The sequence below is a fragment of the Streptomyces sp. TLI_55 genome, from assembly GCF_900206255.1.
GTDB lineage: Bacteria > Actinomycetota > Actinomycetes > Streptomycetales > Streptomycetaceae > Streptomyces > Streptomyces aquilus.
Map to the genome: position 1 here is coordinate 4,061,258 of NZ_OAOJ01000001.1, position 16,130 is coordinate 4,077,387.

Genomic DNA, 16,130 nt, shown 5'->3' on the forward strand with positions numbered 1-16,130 from the left:
GGTTGACGTACAGTCACCCCAACAAGCGCTTCGGGCATATTCCAGCGCGAAGGAGTACGCGTGCGCCATACTGTGCGACGCTCGCTGCGGGGAGTCGAACAGGTGGGGGCCGACAGCCCTTCCACCCGGCGAGAAGCGGCACGCACCGCCTCGTCCGGAGCCGCCTCGGAGGCAACACCGGCACGGCTAGTGCTCGGAACCACTCGCATCCCACAGAAGGTACCGGAGTAGGGCACCGACTCCAGGCCGTGACGGGTCACGCCTAGGACACAACCCGATATCAACGCTCCGTGATTCCGGTATGCCACAGTCCGCGACATTTCCGGGGCGGACCTCGACCACTGCGCAGAGCAGCCCCTGTCAGGCCGTCAGCTCGGCCGCGAGCAGCTCCTCACTCTCCGCCCGTCCGCCGCCACGCTGCGCCCGCACCCACGCCCGCTTCAGCAGCAGATGCACCTCGGACTCCCAGGTGAAGCCCATGCCGCCGTGCACCTGGAGGCAGTCGCGGGCGCCGCGCACGGCGGCCTCGTCGGCGAGAAGCCGGGCCGCCGCGATGTCCGCCGGGTCGGCGGTCACGGCCGCCGCGTACACCGCCGCCCGGGCCACCTCGACCCGCACCAGCTGCTCCGCGCACAGATGCTTGACGGCCTGGAACGCCCCGATCGGCTGCCCGAACTGCTCACGGGTCCGGGCGTGTTGCACCGCCAGCTCGCACGCGCGCGTGGCGGTCCCGAGCTGCTCGGCGGCGGTGAGGAGGACGGCGACAGGATCGGTGGGCGCCGGCGCGGGCACCCGATGCAACGGCGTCCACGGGTCCACGGACCGCAAGGGCACGGCCCCCTCGGCACCCGCCATCACGACATCGGCCTCATCCATCCACTCCACGAGCCGCCCGTCCGCGGCGGCCACGACCACCTCACCGGTATCCGCACCGGGCACCACGCCGGCGGCAAGATGAGTGGCGACGAGCGGCCCGGGCACGAGCCCCCGCCCGGCCTCCTCGAACACCAACACGGCTTCGGGAAGCCCAAGTCCAACGCCACCATCGGCTTCGGCCAACCGCAGAGAAAAGAACCCGAGGTCCCCAAGGGCCCGCCACAGCCCCCGATCAATGCCGGGCTGGGCATCGCCGCCAAGGGGCGCGGGGCTCTGACATGTGCGGCTCCGCCGCGTGGGCGCGCCCGGCCCCCACCCACCCGCAGCCGCCCGACGACCGACCACGGCTCGCACGGCATCGCGCAACGCCACTTGCTCCTCCGTCAGTTGAAACCGCACCTCCTCACCTCCCCTTCGGCAACCCAAGAATCCGCTCAGCCACGATGTTCCGCTGAATCTGCGAGGTCCCGGCCGCGATGGTGTACGACAACGACGACAACCGATCCACCACCCAGGGCGCCCCCAGATCCAACGCCCCCTCCCCCAGCACTTCCGCCGCCGCGTCGTACAACTCCTGCCGCGCCTGCGAGTACCGCAACTTGAAGACCGACCCCCCGACCCCCGGCCCCCCGCCCCGCGCCTCCGCCTCGCTCACATTCCACTGCGTGAGCCTCCACAACGCCCGGAACTCGGCGTTGAGACCCCCTAGACGCCGCCTGAGCGCCGGATCGTCCCAACGCCCGTTCTTCCGTGCCTCCGCGGCGAGTTCGCGCAGCACACGGCGACAGGCGACGACCTCGCCCACGAAGGCCGTGCCGCGTTCGAAGGACAGCGTCACCATGGTCACGCGCCAGCCGTCGTTCTCGTCCCCGACCCGGTTGCCGACCGGCACCCGCACCTCGTCGAGGAACACCTCGGCGAACTCGGCGCTCCCGGCGAGGGTTTGGAGCGGCCGTACGGTGATCCCCGGCGCGTCCATGGGCATCGCGAGCCAGGTGATCCCGCGGTGCTTCGGCGCCGACGCGTCCGTCCGCACCAACAGCTCGCACCAGTCGGCGACTTCGGCGTGCGAGGTCCAGATCTTGGAGCCGCTCACCACGTAGTCGTCGCCGTCGCGCCACGCGCGCGTGCGCAGCGCCGCGAGGTCGGAACCGGCGTCGGGCTCGCTGAACCCCTGGCACCACACCTCGTCCCCGCGCAGGATCGGCGGCAGCCAGCGCGCCCGCTGCTCCTCGGTGCCCTCGGCGGCTATGGTCGGCCCGGCGTGCAGCAGCCCGACGAAACCGGCGCCCACATAGGGCGCGCCGGCCTTCTCGGTCTCCTCCAGGAAGATGAGCCGCAGGGTCGGCGAGGCATCCCAGTGCACGTCCGCGTACCCGGCGTCGTACAGCATCCGCTGCCAGCCCATGTCGTACGCGCGGCGCCCCGGCCAGTCGTCCGGGGACGGCTTGGGCGGCAGGGCGGGCAGGACACTGCCCAGCCAGCGCCTCAACTCCGCCCGGAATTCCTCCTCTTCGGCCGTGTACGACAGGTCCATCAGGCGTCGGGGTCCTTGTCGAAGTCCAGGTCGAGCATGCGGATGGCGTTGCCGCGCATCAGCTTGTAGACGGTCTCGTCGTCGAGGCCCTTCACATGGTCGAGGGCGACCTCCTTGGTGTGCGGGAAGGTCGAGTCGACGTGCGGGTAGTCGGTCTCGAAGGTGGCGTTGTCGCGGCCGACGACGTCCAGGGACGCGACGCCGTGCTTGTCGCGGAAGAAGCAGCAGAAGATCTGCCGGTAGTAGTACGTCGACGGCGGCTCGGGGATCGTGCCGCGCACCCCGCCCCACGCGCGGTGCTCCTCCCAGACGTCGTCGGCGCGTTCCAGGGCGTACGGGATCCAGCCCATCTGGCCCTCGCTGTACGCCAGTTTGAGCGTCGGGAACTTCACCAGGACGCCGCTGAACAGGAAGTCCATCATCGAGGCCATGGCGTTGTTGAAGCTGAGGGCGGCCTGGACGGCGGGGGGTGCGTCGGGGGAGGCGGCCGGCATCTGGGAGCTGCTGCCTATGTGCATGTTGACGACCGTGCCGGTCTCCTGGCAGGCCGCGAAGAACGGGTCCCAGTAGCCGGAGTGGATGGAGGGCAGCCCGAGATAGGTCGGGATCTCGGAGAAGGTCACGGCACGCACCCCCCGCGCGGCGTTGCGCCGGATCTCCGCGACCGCCAACTCGACGTCCCACAGGGGGATCAGGCACAGCGGGATGAGCCGCCCGCCGCTGTCGCCGCACCACTCCTCGACCATCCAGTCGTTGTAGGCGCGCACGCAGGCCAGCGCGACCTCCTTGTCGTGCGCCTCGGCGAAGGTCTGTCCGCAGAAGCGCGGGAAGGAGGGGAAGCAGAGGCTGGCCTCGACATGGTTGAGGTCCATGTCGGCGAGGCGCGCCTTGGGGTCCCAGCAGCCGCGCCGCATCTCCTCGCGGGTGATCCCCTCCAGGGTCATCTCGTCCCGGTCGAAGCCGACGGCGGCGATGTTGCGTTTGTACGGGAACTTCAGGTCCTCGTAGATCCACCAGTCGGTGGGCGGGCCGTCCGGGTCCATCGTGATCTGGTACTTGCCGCCCACGTAGGCGAGTTCACCGATCCCGGCGGTGAGCGGCTGCGGGCCGCGGTCGCGGTACTTGGCGGGCAGCCAGGTCTCGAAGAGGTGCGCGGGCTCGATCACATGGTCGTCGACGCTGATGATGCGGGGCAGTTCGGTCATGGTTCCCCTCCGCCGGCCGGTACGTATCTGATGACCCGTCAGATAGCATGTCACCTGACGAGTCGTCAGCCAAGGCAGGGGGCAGACATGACGGAGACCCCGCACACCCTGAGTTCCGCCCGGACGCTGTGGGAGCTCGTGGAGCGCCGCGCCCGGCTCACCCCCGAGCGTCCCGTGCTCCTCCAGGACGACCGCACCCTGACCTTCGGCGAGCTACGCGCGCGTGCCGAGCGGGTGGCGGCCGGTCTGTACGGCATGGGCGTCCGCCCCGGCACGGTCGTCGCCTGGCAGCTGCCCACCCGCATCGAGACGGCCCTGCTCTCCTTCGCGCTGGCCCGCCTGGGCGCCGTGCAGACGCCGGTCATCCCCTTCTACCGGGACCGTGAGGTCGGCTTCGCACTACGGGAGTCGAAGGCCGAGTTCTTCGCGGTGCCGGGCACCTGGCGCGGCTTCGACCACACCGGGATGGCCCGGCAGCTCGGCGCCAAGGGCGTCTTCGAGGCGTACGACGACCTGCCGGACGGCGACCCGGACGTACTGCCCCCGCCACCCGCCGAGGGCACCTCGGTGCGCTGGATCTACTGGACCTCGGGCACGACCTCCGACCCCAAGGGCGTGCTGCACACGGACCGTTCGCTGATCGCGGGCGGCTCCTGCCTCGCCCACGCGCTGCGTCTGACCGCCGCCGACGTGGGCTCGATGGCCTTCCCGTACGCCCACATAGCGGGCCCCGACTACACGGTGATGCTGCTGCTGTACGGCTTCCCGGCGGTGATGTTCGAGCAGTTCGCGCTGCCGGACGCGCTGGAGGGGTACCGCAAGCACGGGGTGACGGTGGCGGGCGGGTCGACGGCGTTCTACTCGATGTTCCTGGCGGAGCAGCGCAAGCAGCCGGGCACCCCCGTCATCCCCACCTTGCGGCTGCTCGCCGGCGGTGGGGCGCCGAAGCCGCCGGAGGTCTATCACGCGGTCGTGCGTGAGATGGGCGTCCAGCTCACGCACGGGTACGGCATGACCGAGGTGCCGATGATCACGATGGGCGCGCCGGACGACACGACGGAGAACCTCGCGACGACCGAGGGGCGGCCGCCGGAGGGCATGGAGATACGGATCGTGGAGGGGGAGGTGCGGCTGCGCGGCGAGGCGGTGTGCCAGGGCTATCTGGACCCGGCGCAGACGGCGGAGGCCTTCGACGAGGAGGGCTTCCTGCGCACCGGCGACCTGGGGTTCCTCACGGAGACCGGGCATCTGGTCCTCACCGGCCGCGCCAAGGACGTGATCATCCGCAAGGGCGAGAACATCTCGGCGAAGGAGATCGAGGACCTGCTGGCCGCGCACCCGGCGGTGGGGGACGTGGCGGTCGTCGGGCTGCCGGACGCGGAGCGGGGCGAGCTGGTGTGCGCGGTGCTGGAACCGGCGCCCGGGGCCGCGCAGTTGACGCTGGCCGACGTCGTGTCGTACCTCCGCGCGGAAGGGCTGTCGGCCCACAAGCTGCCGGAGCGGCTGGAGGTGGTGGACGCCCTTCCGCGGAACGAGACGCTGCGCAAGGTGCTCAAGTACAAGCTGCGCGAGCGCTATTCCGGAACGGTGCGGTAGGGGGCGGAAGGTCCGCTATTCCGGAACGGTGAAGTAGCGGGCGAAGGCGGGGACGACCTCGGACTCGGCGATCTTCCCGTCGCCGTCGGCGTCCAGGGCGGTGGCGGCGGCCAGGGCCACGTCCGGTGCCGCGCCGAGGGCCCTGAGCACGCGCGCGGTGTCCTCGACCGTCGCCGTACCGTCGTCGTCCCGGTCGGCCACGGCGAGGGCCGCGTGCAGGAAGGGGCGGGCGATCTCGGCGAACCGGTCGGGGTTGTCCCGCAGCCGCTTGACGGCGCCGTTGACGAACTCGTCCCGGTTGATGCGCTGATCGCCGTCCCGGTCCGCTATCCCGGCCATGCCCTGCCAGAACGCCTCCGCGCCGATGTACAGGGCCTGTCCCTTGTCCGACCGGGCGGCAGTGCCGAACTCCGCGAGCAGCGCCTTGGCCGCCGCGCTGAAGTCCTCCCGGTCGATGTACCCGTTGCCGTCCTGGTCGAAGGTGGCGAACCGGGCGGCGATCCTGCGCTCGTACTCGCTGCTGACCATGTCTCTACCAGCCGCCTTACGTCACGTGGGGGTGCATCTGGTGCATCTCGCTCGGAGCGTACGACGCGCGGCCCGTTCCGGGCTGCGGAAAGCGTCGGTTGTGCCAAGACCGGGGGAATTTCGGAACAACGGTGTGGCACAGCGCAGACCCTTGTGAAAACGGGGCCCCTACGCCGACAGCGGGCCCGCCTCGTCGTCCGTCGCCGAGTCCACGTCGAGGTGGACGTCGAAGAGCCGCCGTACGCCCAGCGCGCCCAGCACCCTGTTGACGTGCGACCCCTCCGTCGCGCCCTGGGCCGGCAGTATCAGGCGCAGCCGGCCCTGGCAGGAGCGGATCAGGCGGCGGGAGGCGATGAGGACGCCCACGCCGCTGGAGTCGCAGAAGAAGACCTCCGAGAGGTCCAGGACGAGACTGTGGCGACCCTCGGCCACCACGTCGTGCACCCGCTGACGCAGCACCGGCGACGTCACCAGATCCAGCTCGCCCGACACTCGCAGCACGGCCCAGTCCCCGTGCTCGTCACCGGTCACGTTGAACGCCACCACCAACGCCCTTCGCTCGCCGGAAACGGAAGCGATTCCTACGCTTCCTTGCAGCGCGGCTGCCCACCGGCCGTGCCCTGAAACACAAGCCGAGAAACGGAAACCGATCAAAAGAGGCTTGTTTTAGTCGCCTTCGATCCTGTTCGATCGGGGATGAGCGCGAAACGGTGGGGTAGGCGAAGGTCCACTATCATCCTCCGCTCCCCGGGGGCGCGCATTGCGACAAAGGGGCGTGCGCTGTCAGACGTGCCGACTACATTCGAGGAGACGGTGGGTTCAGGCTTGACGGGCACGGCGCCCGGTTCGACGGGCAGGCGATCAGGGTGAGGGGGCCGCATGGCGAAGAAGGACGCACCGCCCCGCTGGGACCGCAAGATGCAGCAGCGGCTCGCACGCGGTGAGGCGGCCGCCCTCGGCGAGCTCTACGACCGCTTCGCCTCCCTCGTGCACGGCCTCGCCCACCGCGTCCTCGGCGACGAGCGCGCCGCCGACGGCATCACCCGCGAGGTCTTCGCCCATGTCTGGCAGCACCCCGACGCCTACGACCCCAAGCAGGGCCCGCTGCGCACCTGGGTGGCCGGGCTGACCCACCGGCTCGCCGTGCAGCGCCTGCGCGCCACCGAGACCGCCGCCCTCGCCCAGGGCGGCGGCGGCTCCACGGAGGAACTGGAGCGCAAGGTCCGCCACGCCTCCGTCGCCGCCCGCGCCGACTACATCGTCACGTCCATGCCCGCCCCGCTGCGCGCCGCCCTGGAGCTGGCCTACTTCCAGCGCCGCGACTACCGCCAGACCGCCGCCGACCTCGGCGTCACCGAGGACGAGGCCCGTCGCCGCCTCCGCCTGGGCCTGCAACTGCTGTCCACGGCCCATGACACCGGCGCCCCCGGTGCCCCTCCGGAATACGGGGGCGCGGCATGAACGAGGCGGACCGCTTCGAGTCGTACGACGAGCACGAGGGCCAGGAGGACGGGAAGGACCGCGAGAAGGACGAGACCCAGGACGCCTGGAAGGACTCCCGGAACCCCGAGGGACACGACTCCCACGAGCCGCCCGCCGGCCCCGGTGGACCGGCCGACGGTGGTCCCCCCGGCCCCACCCAGAACCCCGGCCAGCAGCCGCCCCGCATACCGCTCCCCCGTGCCTCCGTCGAGGACACGGGACAGCCGCTCCCTCCCCTGGACGAGCCGCCGAAGCCGGCGCCGCTCGTCCTGGAGCACCCGGTGCTGAAGTCGCTGCTCGGAGCCTGGGCGCTCGCCGCCTGCTCGGCGGAGGAGACGGCCGCCGTGGAGGACCACCTGGGCGTGTGCGGCGCGTGCGCGGACGAGGCGCTGCGGCTGCGCGAGGCGGTCGGCCTGCTCCACCCGCCCGAGAGCCTCGACCTCGACCCGGGCCTGCGCACCCGCGTCCTGGAGGGCTGCCTGGACCGACGCCCGCCCCGCATCCCGGTGCCCGAGTGGGCGGCGCCGTACGACGCCGAGACCGCCCGCCTGGACGCCCTGCTCCGCGACATGGGCGACGCGGAGTGGCACGCGCCCGTACGGCTGCGCTGGTTCGAGGCCGACGCGGCGACGAGCCGTCGTACGACCGTCGCCGGTGTGATCGCGCATCTGCTCACCGTCGACGGCCTGGTGGCACTGGCCCTCGGTCTCGACGACCCGCTGGGCGAGGTCACCGCGCGGACGCCCACCCCGGCAGCCCGCACCGAGGCGTACTGGCGCGGCTCGCACTTCCCGCCCACCCGCTCCGTGCGCGCCCCGTGGCGCGAGCAGAGCCACGACCTGGTGCGCACGGTGTCGTTCACGGGTGGCGGAGCCGGAAAGCTGTCCGTCCCCTACGGCGACTTCGAACTCCCCCTGCACGACGCGATGCTGGACCGCGCCTTCGAGTGCTGGGTCCACGCGGAGGACATCGCGGAGGCCGTCGACTATCCGTACGAGCCCCCGTCGCCGCGCCACCTCAACCGCATGATCGACCTCGCGGCCCGCATGCTGCCCACGGCGGTGGCCGAGCGGCGTCGGCACGGGCTGGCGTCTCCCGCGCACGGCCGGCATCTGGTCACCGCGGGCGAGCCCGGCCGCACCCTCCGCCTGGAGATCGAGGGCCTGGGCGGCGGCGAGTGGCTGATCCCCCTGGACTCCCCGGCGGCGATGGGCTCCGCGGAGCACGAGGTGGCGCATGTGGCGCTGGACGGCGTGGAGTTCTGCCAGTTGGCCGCTGGCCATGTGTCGCCGGAGGAGGCGGCCGCCGGCCAGGTGGGCGACCGCGAGGCGATCAAGGACGTCCTGTTCGCGGCGGCGAGCTTGAGCAGGATGTAAGGGGCGGTTTCTGTTTGGTCGGCGGCTGCGGGTGAGTGGGGGCTGGTCGCGCAGTTCCCCGCGCCCCTGAAAAGCGCCTCAGCTGCACGCCCTTCTTTTAGGGGCGCGGGGAACCTCGCGAGCAACCACAACCCACCCGCAGCCGCCCGAAAGCACGAACCCCCGAGCTCCTAGGCGAACACCACCGTCCGCCGCCCGTTCAGCAGAATCCGCCGCTCCGCATGCCACTTGACGGCCCGCGCCAGCGCCTGGCACTCCACATCCCGCCCGATCGCGACCAGTTGGTCCGGCGTGACATCGTGCCCGACCCGCTCGACCTCCTGCTCGATGATCGGCCCCTCGTCGAGGTCGGCGGTCACATAGTGCGCGGTCGCCCCGATCAGCTTCACACCCCGCGCGTGCGCCTGGTGATACGGCTTCGCACCCTTGAAGCTCGGCAGGAACGAGTGGTGGATGTTGATGATCCGCCCGCTGAGCTGCTTGCACAGGTCGTCGGAGAGCACCTGCATGTACCGGGCGAGCACGACCAGCTCGACGTCCTTCTCCCGCACCAGCTGGAGCAGCTCCGCCTCGGCCTGAGCCTTGTTCTCCTTCGTCACCGGAATGTGGTGGAAGGGAATGTCGTACGACGCCACGAGCTCGGCGAAGTCCGTGTGGTTGGACACCACGGCCGCGATCTCCACGGGCAGCGCCCCGATCCGCGCGCGGAACAGCAGGTCGTTCAGGCAGTGCCCGAACTTGCTGACCATCAGCACGACCCGCATCTTGTCCTCGGCCCGGTTGATCTGCCAGTCCATGTGGAAGGCGTCACCGATCGCCGCGAAACTCGCCCGCAGCTTGTCCACCGTCACCGGCTCCTCCGCCGAGAAGTGGACGCGCATGAAGAACAGACCCGTGTCGTGGTCGCCGAACTGCTGGCTGTCCTCGATGTTGCAACCGGTCATGAAGAGGTAGCTCGACACGGCGTGCACGATGCCCTGCTTGTCGGGGCAGGACAGGGTGAGGACGTACTGCTCGGCCGGGGCCGCGGCTCGACTGGACTGCGCGTTCATGCAGGACAGGGTCGCATATCCGCCGACGCGGCAGGGACCGCGTCCGTCACGCGGACCGGGTCATGATCTGCAGGACGTGCAGGGTGCGCGGCGGGGTGTCGGGGTCCTCCCCGTCGGCCGTCGCCATGCGCACGTGCGCGTCCCGCGCCGCCCGCACCGCCTCCGGCCAGCCGGGGTTCTCCATGTACACGGAGACCGGGGCGTCCGGGCCGACCTGGTGCATGATCCGCAGCACGCGCAGCACGGCGGTGTCGACGAGGGCGGCTTCCTGGGAGTCCCGGAAGATCGTGCCGACGTACTTCTCGGCGGACCAGTTGTCGAGCCAGGTGTCCTCGACGAGGCGGTACACGGCGTCGGTGACGTCTCCGTACCCCTCGACGCCGGCCAGCCAGACGTCCCGCTGGAACCCGGGGTCGGAGAGCATGTGCAGCGCGGAGCGCACATTGCTGCGCCAGCGCCACCACGGCATGTCGTTCAGTGGCATAGCGCCCATGGTGGATGAGCGACGGCCACGACGGGAAGAGTTCTCCGAACCTTGCACGGTCATCGATCGTACGTTCCCCGTCACACCGGTCTCACCGGCCCCCGCAATTCACCTGCGCGTCACCACCCGTTGACCGAACGTCACTCCCAGGTTGGCGATGTGACGGAAGCGTGTGTGCCCATGACTGGCAGGCGACGCACCCGCAACACCTTCCTCCCCATCCTCACGCGGCCCGTCAGAGCCACCGCCCTCGCGGCGGGGGCGCTGGTGGGATGTGCGTCACTGATAGCCGGCTGCGGGGTCGTCCCCGGTGTCACGGGGGGCGCCGGGGACGACCCGATCAAGATCATGACCTGGGCGCCGATGAACACCAACGCCACCAACAAGCCCGGCATGCCCGCCCTCGCGCAGGCCTACGCGCGCTGGATCAACTCCCAGGGCGGCATCAACGGCCGCAAGCTCTCCGTCCTCGTCTGCAACGACCAGAACGACACCGTCACCGCCGCCAAGTGCGCCCAGCGCGCCGCCGACGAGGGCGTCGTCGCGGTCGTCGGCTCCTACAGCCAGCACGGCGACGCGTTCTTCCCGACCCTGGAGAGCGCCGACATCCCCTACCTGGGCGGCTACGGCATCACCAACGCCGAGCTGGAGAGCCCGCTCTCCTTCCCCGTCAACGGCGGCCAGCCCAGCCTGCTGGCCGGCCTCGGCAAGGAACTCGCCGGTGCCTGCGGGCCCGTCGCCCTGGTCCGGCCCGACTCCATCGCGGGCGACGAGCTGCACACCATGATCGACTCCGGTCTCAAGGCGGGCGCCCATCCCGCCGCCGCGGACCAGCTGGCCGACGAGGACGCCACCGAGTACTCCACCCAGTCCGAGCGCGCCCTGGAGCACACCACCACCGACCCGGCGAAGAAGGGCTGTGTGGTGCCCGCCCTCGGCGACCACACCGGCACCTTCATGGACTCCTTCCGCCGCGCCCGCGTGAACTACCCGGCCGTGCGCACGGCCACCGTGCTCGGCAGCGTCGACCAGACGGTGATCAACGCCTCCGGCGGGCAGTCGGGGCCGTACGAGGGGTCGTACATCACCAGCTGGTACCCGGTCGCGAGCGACAAGCGCTGGGACCCCATGAAGCAGGTGATCAAGAAGGAGGCGTTCGGCGACAACCGCATCGACCCCGCGGACGCCGGAGTGCAGACCACCTGGATCGCCTACAGCGTCCTCAAGGCCGTCCTGGAGTCGCTCGGCGACGGCGAGGTGACCGGCACCGCGATCCGCAAGGCCCTCGACGGCGGCCTGAAGGTCAACACCGGCGGCCTCACCCCGACCCTCAACTGGGAGTACGAGAACGGCCTCGCGAAGATCGGTCTGACCCGCCTCGTCAACACCGACGTGACGCTCCAGGTCGTCCGCAAGGGCCGGCTCGTGGCCGCGCACCCCGGCTTCACCGACGTCCGCAGGACGCTGGCGAACGCCGAGGTCGGCTAGCGCCGTCCGACTACAGCTGGGTGTAGGTGCGCTCGGTCAGGCCGTACTTCTTCGCGATCGTGTTCCACAGCCGGGCGGCCGTCTTTTTCTGGATGGTCGCCTCGCCGCTCGCCTCGTTGCCGGCCAGGGTCTGCGGGGTGGAGCGGGCCTGGCCCTTCTTGCAGGCCTTCTTGTTGCCGGCGACCTGGTCCGCCCAGGCCGCGTAGTGGTTGTCGGCCGACGCGGACGCCTTCCACGCCTTGGTGAGGGCGGTGGTCAGCTCGGAGTGGTTCGGCAGCTGGTCGACGGACAGCCCGGACAGGCTGGTGACCAGGTCGTTGCGCTGGCCCGCGGCGTCACGCAGGTCGGTGGCCGCCTGGCCGAGGTCCTTGCAGGCCTTCACATTGCCGACCGCGCTGATCACGGACGCCCGGCTGTCACCGCTGTCGGCGAGCAGCTTGTCCAGGGCGACGGCCTGCTCCTTCGCGGCGTCGGTGGACGGCGAGGCGGAACCGTCGGACGCCGGGGCGGACGCGGAGACGGGCTTGTTGTCGTCGCCCTTGTCGTCCCCGCCACCGCCCGCCAGCAGCGCACCCGCGCCGATCCCGAGAATGGCGATACCGATGCCCACGGCGGCGATGGCGGGCACCCGCGACCGGGTCGGTCCGCCGCGGTCCCGCTCGTCCGCCTGCGCGGCCCGCCGCCCGGGGCCGGTGGGGGGCGGAATGTACGCCGGCTGCGGCTGGCCCTGCTCCGGCTCGAAGCGCGGCAGCACCTGCGTGGCTCCGGCCGGGCCCTCCCCGCCGGGACCGCTGCGGAAGAGGTTGTCGAACTCGGCGGGCGGCTGCCGCTCCCCGCCGTGCTGCCCGGGCACGGGCGCGATGTACTGCGTCGCCTCCGCGTCCGGCCCCGACGCATGCGGCAGCGGCCCGGCACCCGGAGCGGCGTGCGCCCCCTGTCCGTGCGGTGCGGGCTGCGGCTGCTGCCCCAGGAACTGCGTCCGCTCGCCCGGCACCTCGGGCGGCAACGCGCCCGAGGTGACCGGCGGGATGTACTGCGTGGCGCCTTCGTCGGCGGGCGGCAGGGGTACGCCGGTGGCGGCGCCGGGCCCGGCGGGGGAGCCGTACGGGCCGGCGCCCGGCGGCATCGGCAGGGGCTGCCCCACGGGCGGCAGGTAATAGGACGTGGCCTGGTCGGCGTCGTAGCCGGACGGCTGCGGTGCCGGGGCGTTCTCCTGCGGCAGCGGCTGCGAGGCGGGCGGCGTCTGGGCGACGGGCGGCAGGTAGTAGGAGGTCGCCTGGTCGGTGTCGTAGCCGGGCGACTGCGGTGCCGGGGTGTTCTCCTGCGGCAGCGGCTGGGGCGCGGGCGGCGTCTGCCCGACCGGCGGCAGGTAGTAGGAGGTGGGCTGGTCGGTCTGATAGCCCGGCGTCTGCGCCTGGTACGGGTCGGGTGGCTGGGCCTGCTGGTACGGGCCCGGGGCCGGTGCCTGATACGAGCCCGGGGTCTCCCCCTGGTACGAGCCCGGCGCTCCCCACTGCTGGCCCTGCGAGGCCCCCCAGCCGTCACCCGGGGCAGGCTGCTGCGGAGCCGGTGTCTGCTGCTCGGGTCCCCACGGGGTGCCCCAGGCCTGAGCGCCCGGCGGCGCGGCGGGCGGTGCCGCCGGGGCGGGCGCCGGTCCGTGACTGCCGCCGGCGGGGACGCCGGTCATACCCGGCAGCAGCGGTTCGCCCCCGTCCGAGGGCAGCACGATGCCTTCGCGCGCCACGCGCGGCGAGGGCTCCTCGCCCTGTCCACTCTGCGTCACCGGGACTCCTACAAATGGGGGACCTTGTGAATCGTCGGCTCACGCTACCGGGTCCCCCGAGCCCGGTGCCACGCAGCACGGGACGTGACCTGCGTCCCTGTGACCGCGGTAACAGAACCGGGCCCGCATCCGCTCTATAAGCCCTCCTTAAGCACTGCTTTCCGCCCAAGAGCCTTCGTTTCCCGGGAGTTCACGCCCTCGTACCCACGGATTTCACGCGGCGGCCTGAAGCTCCAGCCGGGCCCCGAACTCCCGTACCACAGGCTCGTCCCGGAAGGGTTCGAGGCGCTGCTGGAAGTCGTCGAGATACTCGGCGCCCCGGTTGGACCGGACCGTCTCCAGCAGCTCCACGGCCTTCAGGCCGGTGTGGCAGGCCTGTTCGATCTCGCGCTGCTGCACCTGAGCGGTGGCCAGCAGGACGTACCCGATGGCCCGGCGCCGCGCCTTGTTCTCCGGCAGGCCGTCCAGCGACTCCTGTGCCCGCCGCGCCGCAGCCTCGGCCTGGCCGAGGTCGCGGTGGCAGTGCGCCAACTCGTCGGCCAGATAGGCCTCGTCGAAGTGCGCGATCCACGCCGGGTCGTCCCCGGAGTTCGCGTCCGCCGACTCCAGCGCGCTCACCGCCCGCCCGGAGGCCGCCTGCGCCGCCCGCGCATCGCCCAGCAGCGCGTGCCCGCGCGCCTCGGCCGCGTAGAACATCGCCTCCGCGCGCGGTGTCACGCGCCCACGCGCCCCTTCCTGCGCCGCCCGCGCCAACTGCGCGATCTCGCGCGGGTTTCCGAGCTGCGCGGCGAGATGACTCATGGAGGCGGCGAGGACGTACCCGCCGTAGCCGCGGTCCCCGGCGGCCTGCGCGAGGCGCAGCGCCTGGATGTAGTACCGCTGGGCCAGGCCCGGTTGGCCGGTGTCGATGGCCATGTACCCGGCGAGTTCCGTCAACCGCGCGACGGCGGCGAACAGTTCCCGCCCCACGGCCTCCCGGTACGACCCGGCCAGCAGCCCGGAGACGACGCTGTTGAGGTAGTGCACGACAACCGGCCGCACATGCCCGCTGCCGTACTGGTGGTCGAGGTCGACGAGGGCCTGGGTCATCGCCTTCACGGCCGCCACGTCCGACTGCCCCACCCGGGGTCCCGCCGAGCGCGCCACCTGGGAGTCCGGCGAGGAGATCAGCCAGTCGCGGCTCGGCTCGACGAGCGCGGAGGCGGCCACGGACGAGCCGGACAGGAAGTCCCGCCGCCCCACGTCACTGCGCCACAGCTCGCAGACCTGCTCGATGGCCCCCAGTACGGTCGGCGAGAACTGGAGACCCACGCCCGAGGCGAGGTTCTTGCCGTTGGCCATGCCGATCTCGTCGATCGTGACCGTACGGCCGAGCTTGCGGCCCAGCGCCTCCGCGATGATCGCCGGCGCCCGGCCCCGCGGCTGCTGTCCGCGCAGCCAACGCGCCACGGACGTCTTGTCGTAACGCAGATCGAGGCCGTGCTCCGCGCCGCACATGTTGACGCGGCGGGCCAGCCCGGCGTTCGAGCAGCCCGCTTCCTGGATGAGCGCCTGCAGCCGTTCGTTCGGCTGCCGCGCGACGAGAGGCCTTGCGGCCATGGCGTACCCCCTGTGGCTGCGGTGCCTGCCCACGCACCGAGTTGACGTGTCTTCCACCGAAAAAATCCGGCCGTGAAGATCGATGCCCCGCGATCGAACCGAAAATGCGAGGCTTGCGAGGATTGCCGGGGTAAAGGCGGTTGCCGCCCCCACAGCTGGCTACCCCGATCACGCCGCCGTTCCTCCCGCGCGCCCCCACACGTGCATCCATGCGCCCCAGATGCGGAATCGATGCCCCTCCCCCGCGCGCAGGCCCTGCCGCCAATCTCCCGTCGTCCGCCCGAAGGGCGGGCCCCGCGGCGTCTGGTGCGTGCAGCTGCAAGGCGGAGGAGGGAGTCGGCGACCGACGACAACGCCGCAGATGCGCGCACCAGACGCCGCGGGGCAGGCGGGAGATTGGCGGCAGGGCCTGAACCCCCGTAACTCCAGGTGGGTGCGGGAGTTGTGTTCATCGTGGAAGAGACGATCGCGGGCACCGAAGCCGCTCAGATTCCGAAGCAGCGCGGCGAATCGCTGCTGGAGACAGCCGTACGCTACGCCGAGGAGCGCCACTGGGACGTCTTCCCCGGCACCTGGCTGGAAGCCGTCGACGGGGTGCAGCGCTGCTCCTGCGGTGACGCGGCGTGCGCCGCCCCCGGCGCGCACCCGGCGCGCGACGACTGGGCGACGCAGGCGACCGGCAGTGCGACGGTCGCGCGCCGGTTGTGGCAGAAGCAGCCGCTCGCGTCGATTCTGCTGCCGACGGGGCGGACCTTCGACGCGGTGTCCGTGCCGGAGACGGCCGGGTTTCTCGCGTTGGCCCGGATGGAGCGGATGGAGCTGACGCTCGGGCCGGTGACCTTGTCGCCTGATCGTCGGATGCACTTCTTCGTGTTGCCGGGGGCGTCCGTGAAGGTGCCGGAGCTGGTGCGGAAGCTTGGGTGGACGCCTTCTTCCTTGGACCTGGTGGCGTTGGGTGAGGGTGCGTATGTTGCCGCTCCGCCTACGCGGTACGGCTCGCGTGGAGCTGTGCAGTGGGCTTGTCGGCCCACTCCCGCGAATCGGTGGTTGCCGGATGCTGAGGAGTTGATCTCGCCGCTTGCTTACGCGTGCGGTCGGGACAGGTAGCCAGCCCTTAGGTTGGC

General features: G+C 71.4%; 14 protein-coding genes. 5 read left to right on the top strand and 9 right to left on the bottom strand.

Features of this window, described 5'->3' with window-relative positions:
- Positions 1-360: 360 nt before the first annotated feature.
- Genes CRP56_RS18680 through CRP56_RS18690 form a run of 3 tightly spaced genes read right to left on the bottom strand, consistent with a single transcriptional unit; the run spans position 361 to position 3,618 of the window.
- Positions 361-1,275, bottom strand: coding sequence for an acyl-CoA dehydrogenase family protein (locus CRP56_RS18680; RefSeq protein ID WP_097265514.1), 915 nt, complete (start codon positions 1,273-1,275; stop codon positions 361-363).
- 4 nt (positions 1,276-1,279) lie between these two features.
- Positions 1,280-2,413, bottom strand: a complete 1,134-nt coding sequence (locus tag CRP56_RS18685) for an acyl-CoA dehydrogenase family protein (protein WP_097265516.1) — start codon at positions 2,411-2,413, stop codon at positions 1,280-1,282.
- Complete coding sequence (locus CRP56_RS18690) at positions 2,413-3,618, bottom strand: amidohydrolase family protein (RefSeq protein WP_097265518.1); 1,206 nt, start codon at positions 3,616-3,618, stop codon at positions 2,413-2,415. Before CRP56_RS18690 ends, CRP56_RS18685 begins: the two co-directional genes overlap by 1 nt.
- A gap of 87 nt (positions 3,619-3,705) precedes the next feature.
- Here CRP56_RS18690 and CRP56_RS18695 point away from each other — a divergent pair, with 87 nt between their 5' ends.
- Positions 3,706-5,214: a class I adenylate-forming enzyme family protein gene (locus CRP56_RS18695; protein WP_097265520.1), complete on the top strand. Its 1,509-nt coding sequence runs from the start codon at positions 3,706-3,708 to the stop codon at positions 5,212-5,214.
- 15 nt (positions 5,215-5,229) lie between these two features.
- Here the strand turns inward: CRP56_RS18695 and CRP56_RS18700 are convergent, their stop codons facing one another.
- A complete protein-coding gene (locus CRP56_RS18700) occupies positions 5,230-5,742 on the bottom strand; it encodes an EF-hand domain-containing protein (RefSeq protein ID WP_097265522.1) in 513 nt (170 codons plus the stop codon).
- A gap of 168 nt (positions 5,743-5,910) precedes the next feature.
- Positions 5,911-6,291 carry an STAS domain-containing protein gene (locus CRP56_RS18705; RefSeq protein ID WP_097265524.1) on the bottom strand — a complete coding sequence of 127 codons (381 nt, stop codon included), beginning with the start codon at positions 6,289-6,291 and terminating at the stop codon, positions 5,911-5,913.
- Between the two features lie 330 nt (positions 6,292-6,621).
- Between CRP56_RS18705 and CRP56_RS18710 the strand changes: the two genes are divergently transcribed.
- Both CRP56_RS18710 and CRP56_RS18715 read left to right on the top strand, forming a co-directional pair.
- Complete coding sequence (locus CRP56_RS18710; protein WP_079310503.1) at positions 6,622-7,203, top strand: sigma-70 family RNA polymerase sigma factor; 582 nt, start codon at positions 6,622-6,624, stop codon at positions 7,201-7,203.
- Positions 7,200-8,600: a maleylpyruvate isomerase N-terminal domain-containing protein gene (locus CRP56_RS18715; RefSeq protein ID WP_097265526.1), complete on the top strand. Its 1,401-nt coding sequence runs from the start codon at positions 7,200-7,202 to the stop codon at positions 8,598-8,600. Before CRP56_RS18710 ends, CRP56_RS18715 begins: the two co-directional genes overlap by 4 nt.
- A gap of 170 nt (positions 8,601-8,770) precedes the next feature.
- On the opposite strand, the gene purU is transcribed toward CRP56_RS18715, so the two are convergent.
- Both purU and CRP56_RS18725 read right to left on the bottom strand, forming a co-directional pair.
- The gene (gene purU / locus CRP56_RS18720) at positions 8,771-9,652 is read right to left on the bottom strand and encodes a formyltetrahydrofolate deformylase (RefSeq protein WP_097265528.1); all 882 of its coding nucleotides are present in this window, start codon (positions 9,650-9,652) and stop codon (positions 8,771-8,773) included.
- Between the two features lie 46 nt (positions 9,653-9,698).
- Positions 9,699-10,199 (bottom strand): SCO4402 family protein, encoded by a 501-nt coding sequence (locus tag CRP56_RS18725; RefSeq protein ID WP_097265530.1) that lies wholly within the window; start codon positions 10,197-10,199, stop codon positions 9,699-9,701.
- A 117-nt stretch (positions 10,200-10,316) separates the two neighbouring features.
- Here CRP56_RS18725 and CRP56_RS18730 point away from each other — a divergent pair, with 117 nt between their 5' ends.
- On the top strand, positions 10,317-11,624 hold the full coding sequence (locus CRP56_RS18730; protein ID WP_097265533.1) for an ABC transporter substrate-binding protein: 1,308 nt from the start codon (positions 10,317-10,319) through the stop codon (positions 11,622-11,624).
- Positions 11,625-11,634: 10 nt separating this feature from the next.
- Here CRP56_RS18730 and CRP56_RS18735 read toward each other — a convergent pair whose 3' ends face one another.
- Both CRP56_RS18735 and CRP56_RS18740 read right to left on the bottom strand, forming a co-directional pair.
- Positions 11,635-13,407: a hypothetical protein gene (locus CRP56_RS18735; protein ID WP_097265535.1), complete on the bottom strand. Its 1,773-nt coding sequence runs from the start codon at positions 13,405-13,407 to the stop codon at positions 11,635-11,637.
- A gap of 213 nt (positions 13,408-13,620) precedes the next feature.
- Positions 13,621-15,006 carry a transcriptional regulator gene (locus tag CRP56_RS18740; RefSeq protein ID WP_097265537.1) on the bottom strand — a complete coding sequence of 462 codons (1,386 nt, stop codon included), beginning with the start codon at positions 15,004-15,006 and terminating at the stop codon, positions 13,621-13,623.
- 444 nt (positions 15,007-15,450) lie between these two features.
- On the opposite strand from CRP56_RS18740, the gene CRP56_RS18745 reads away from it, so the two are divergent.
- Positions 15,451-16,113 carry a bifunctional DNA primase/polymerase gene (locus CRP56_RS18745; RefSeq protein ID WP_059195921.1) on the top strand — a complete coding sequence of 221 codons (663 nt, stop codon included), beginning with the start codon at positions 15,451-15,453 and terminating at the stop codon, positions 16,111-16,113.
- The last annotated feature ends 17 nt before the right edge of the window (positions 16,114-16,130 follow it).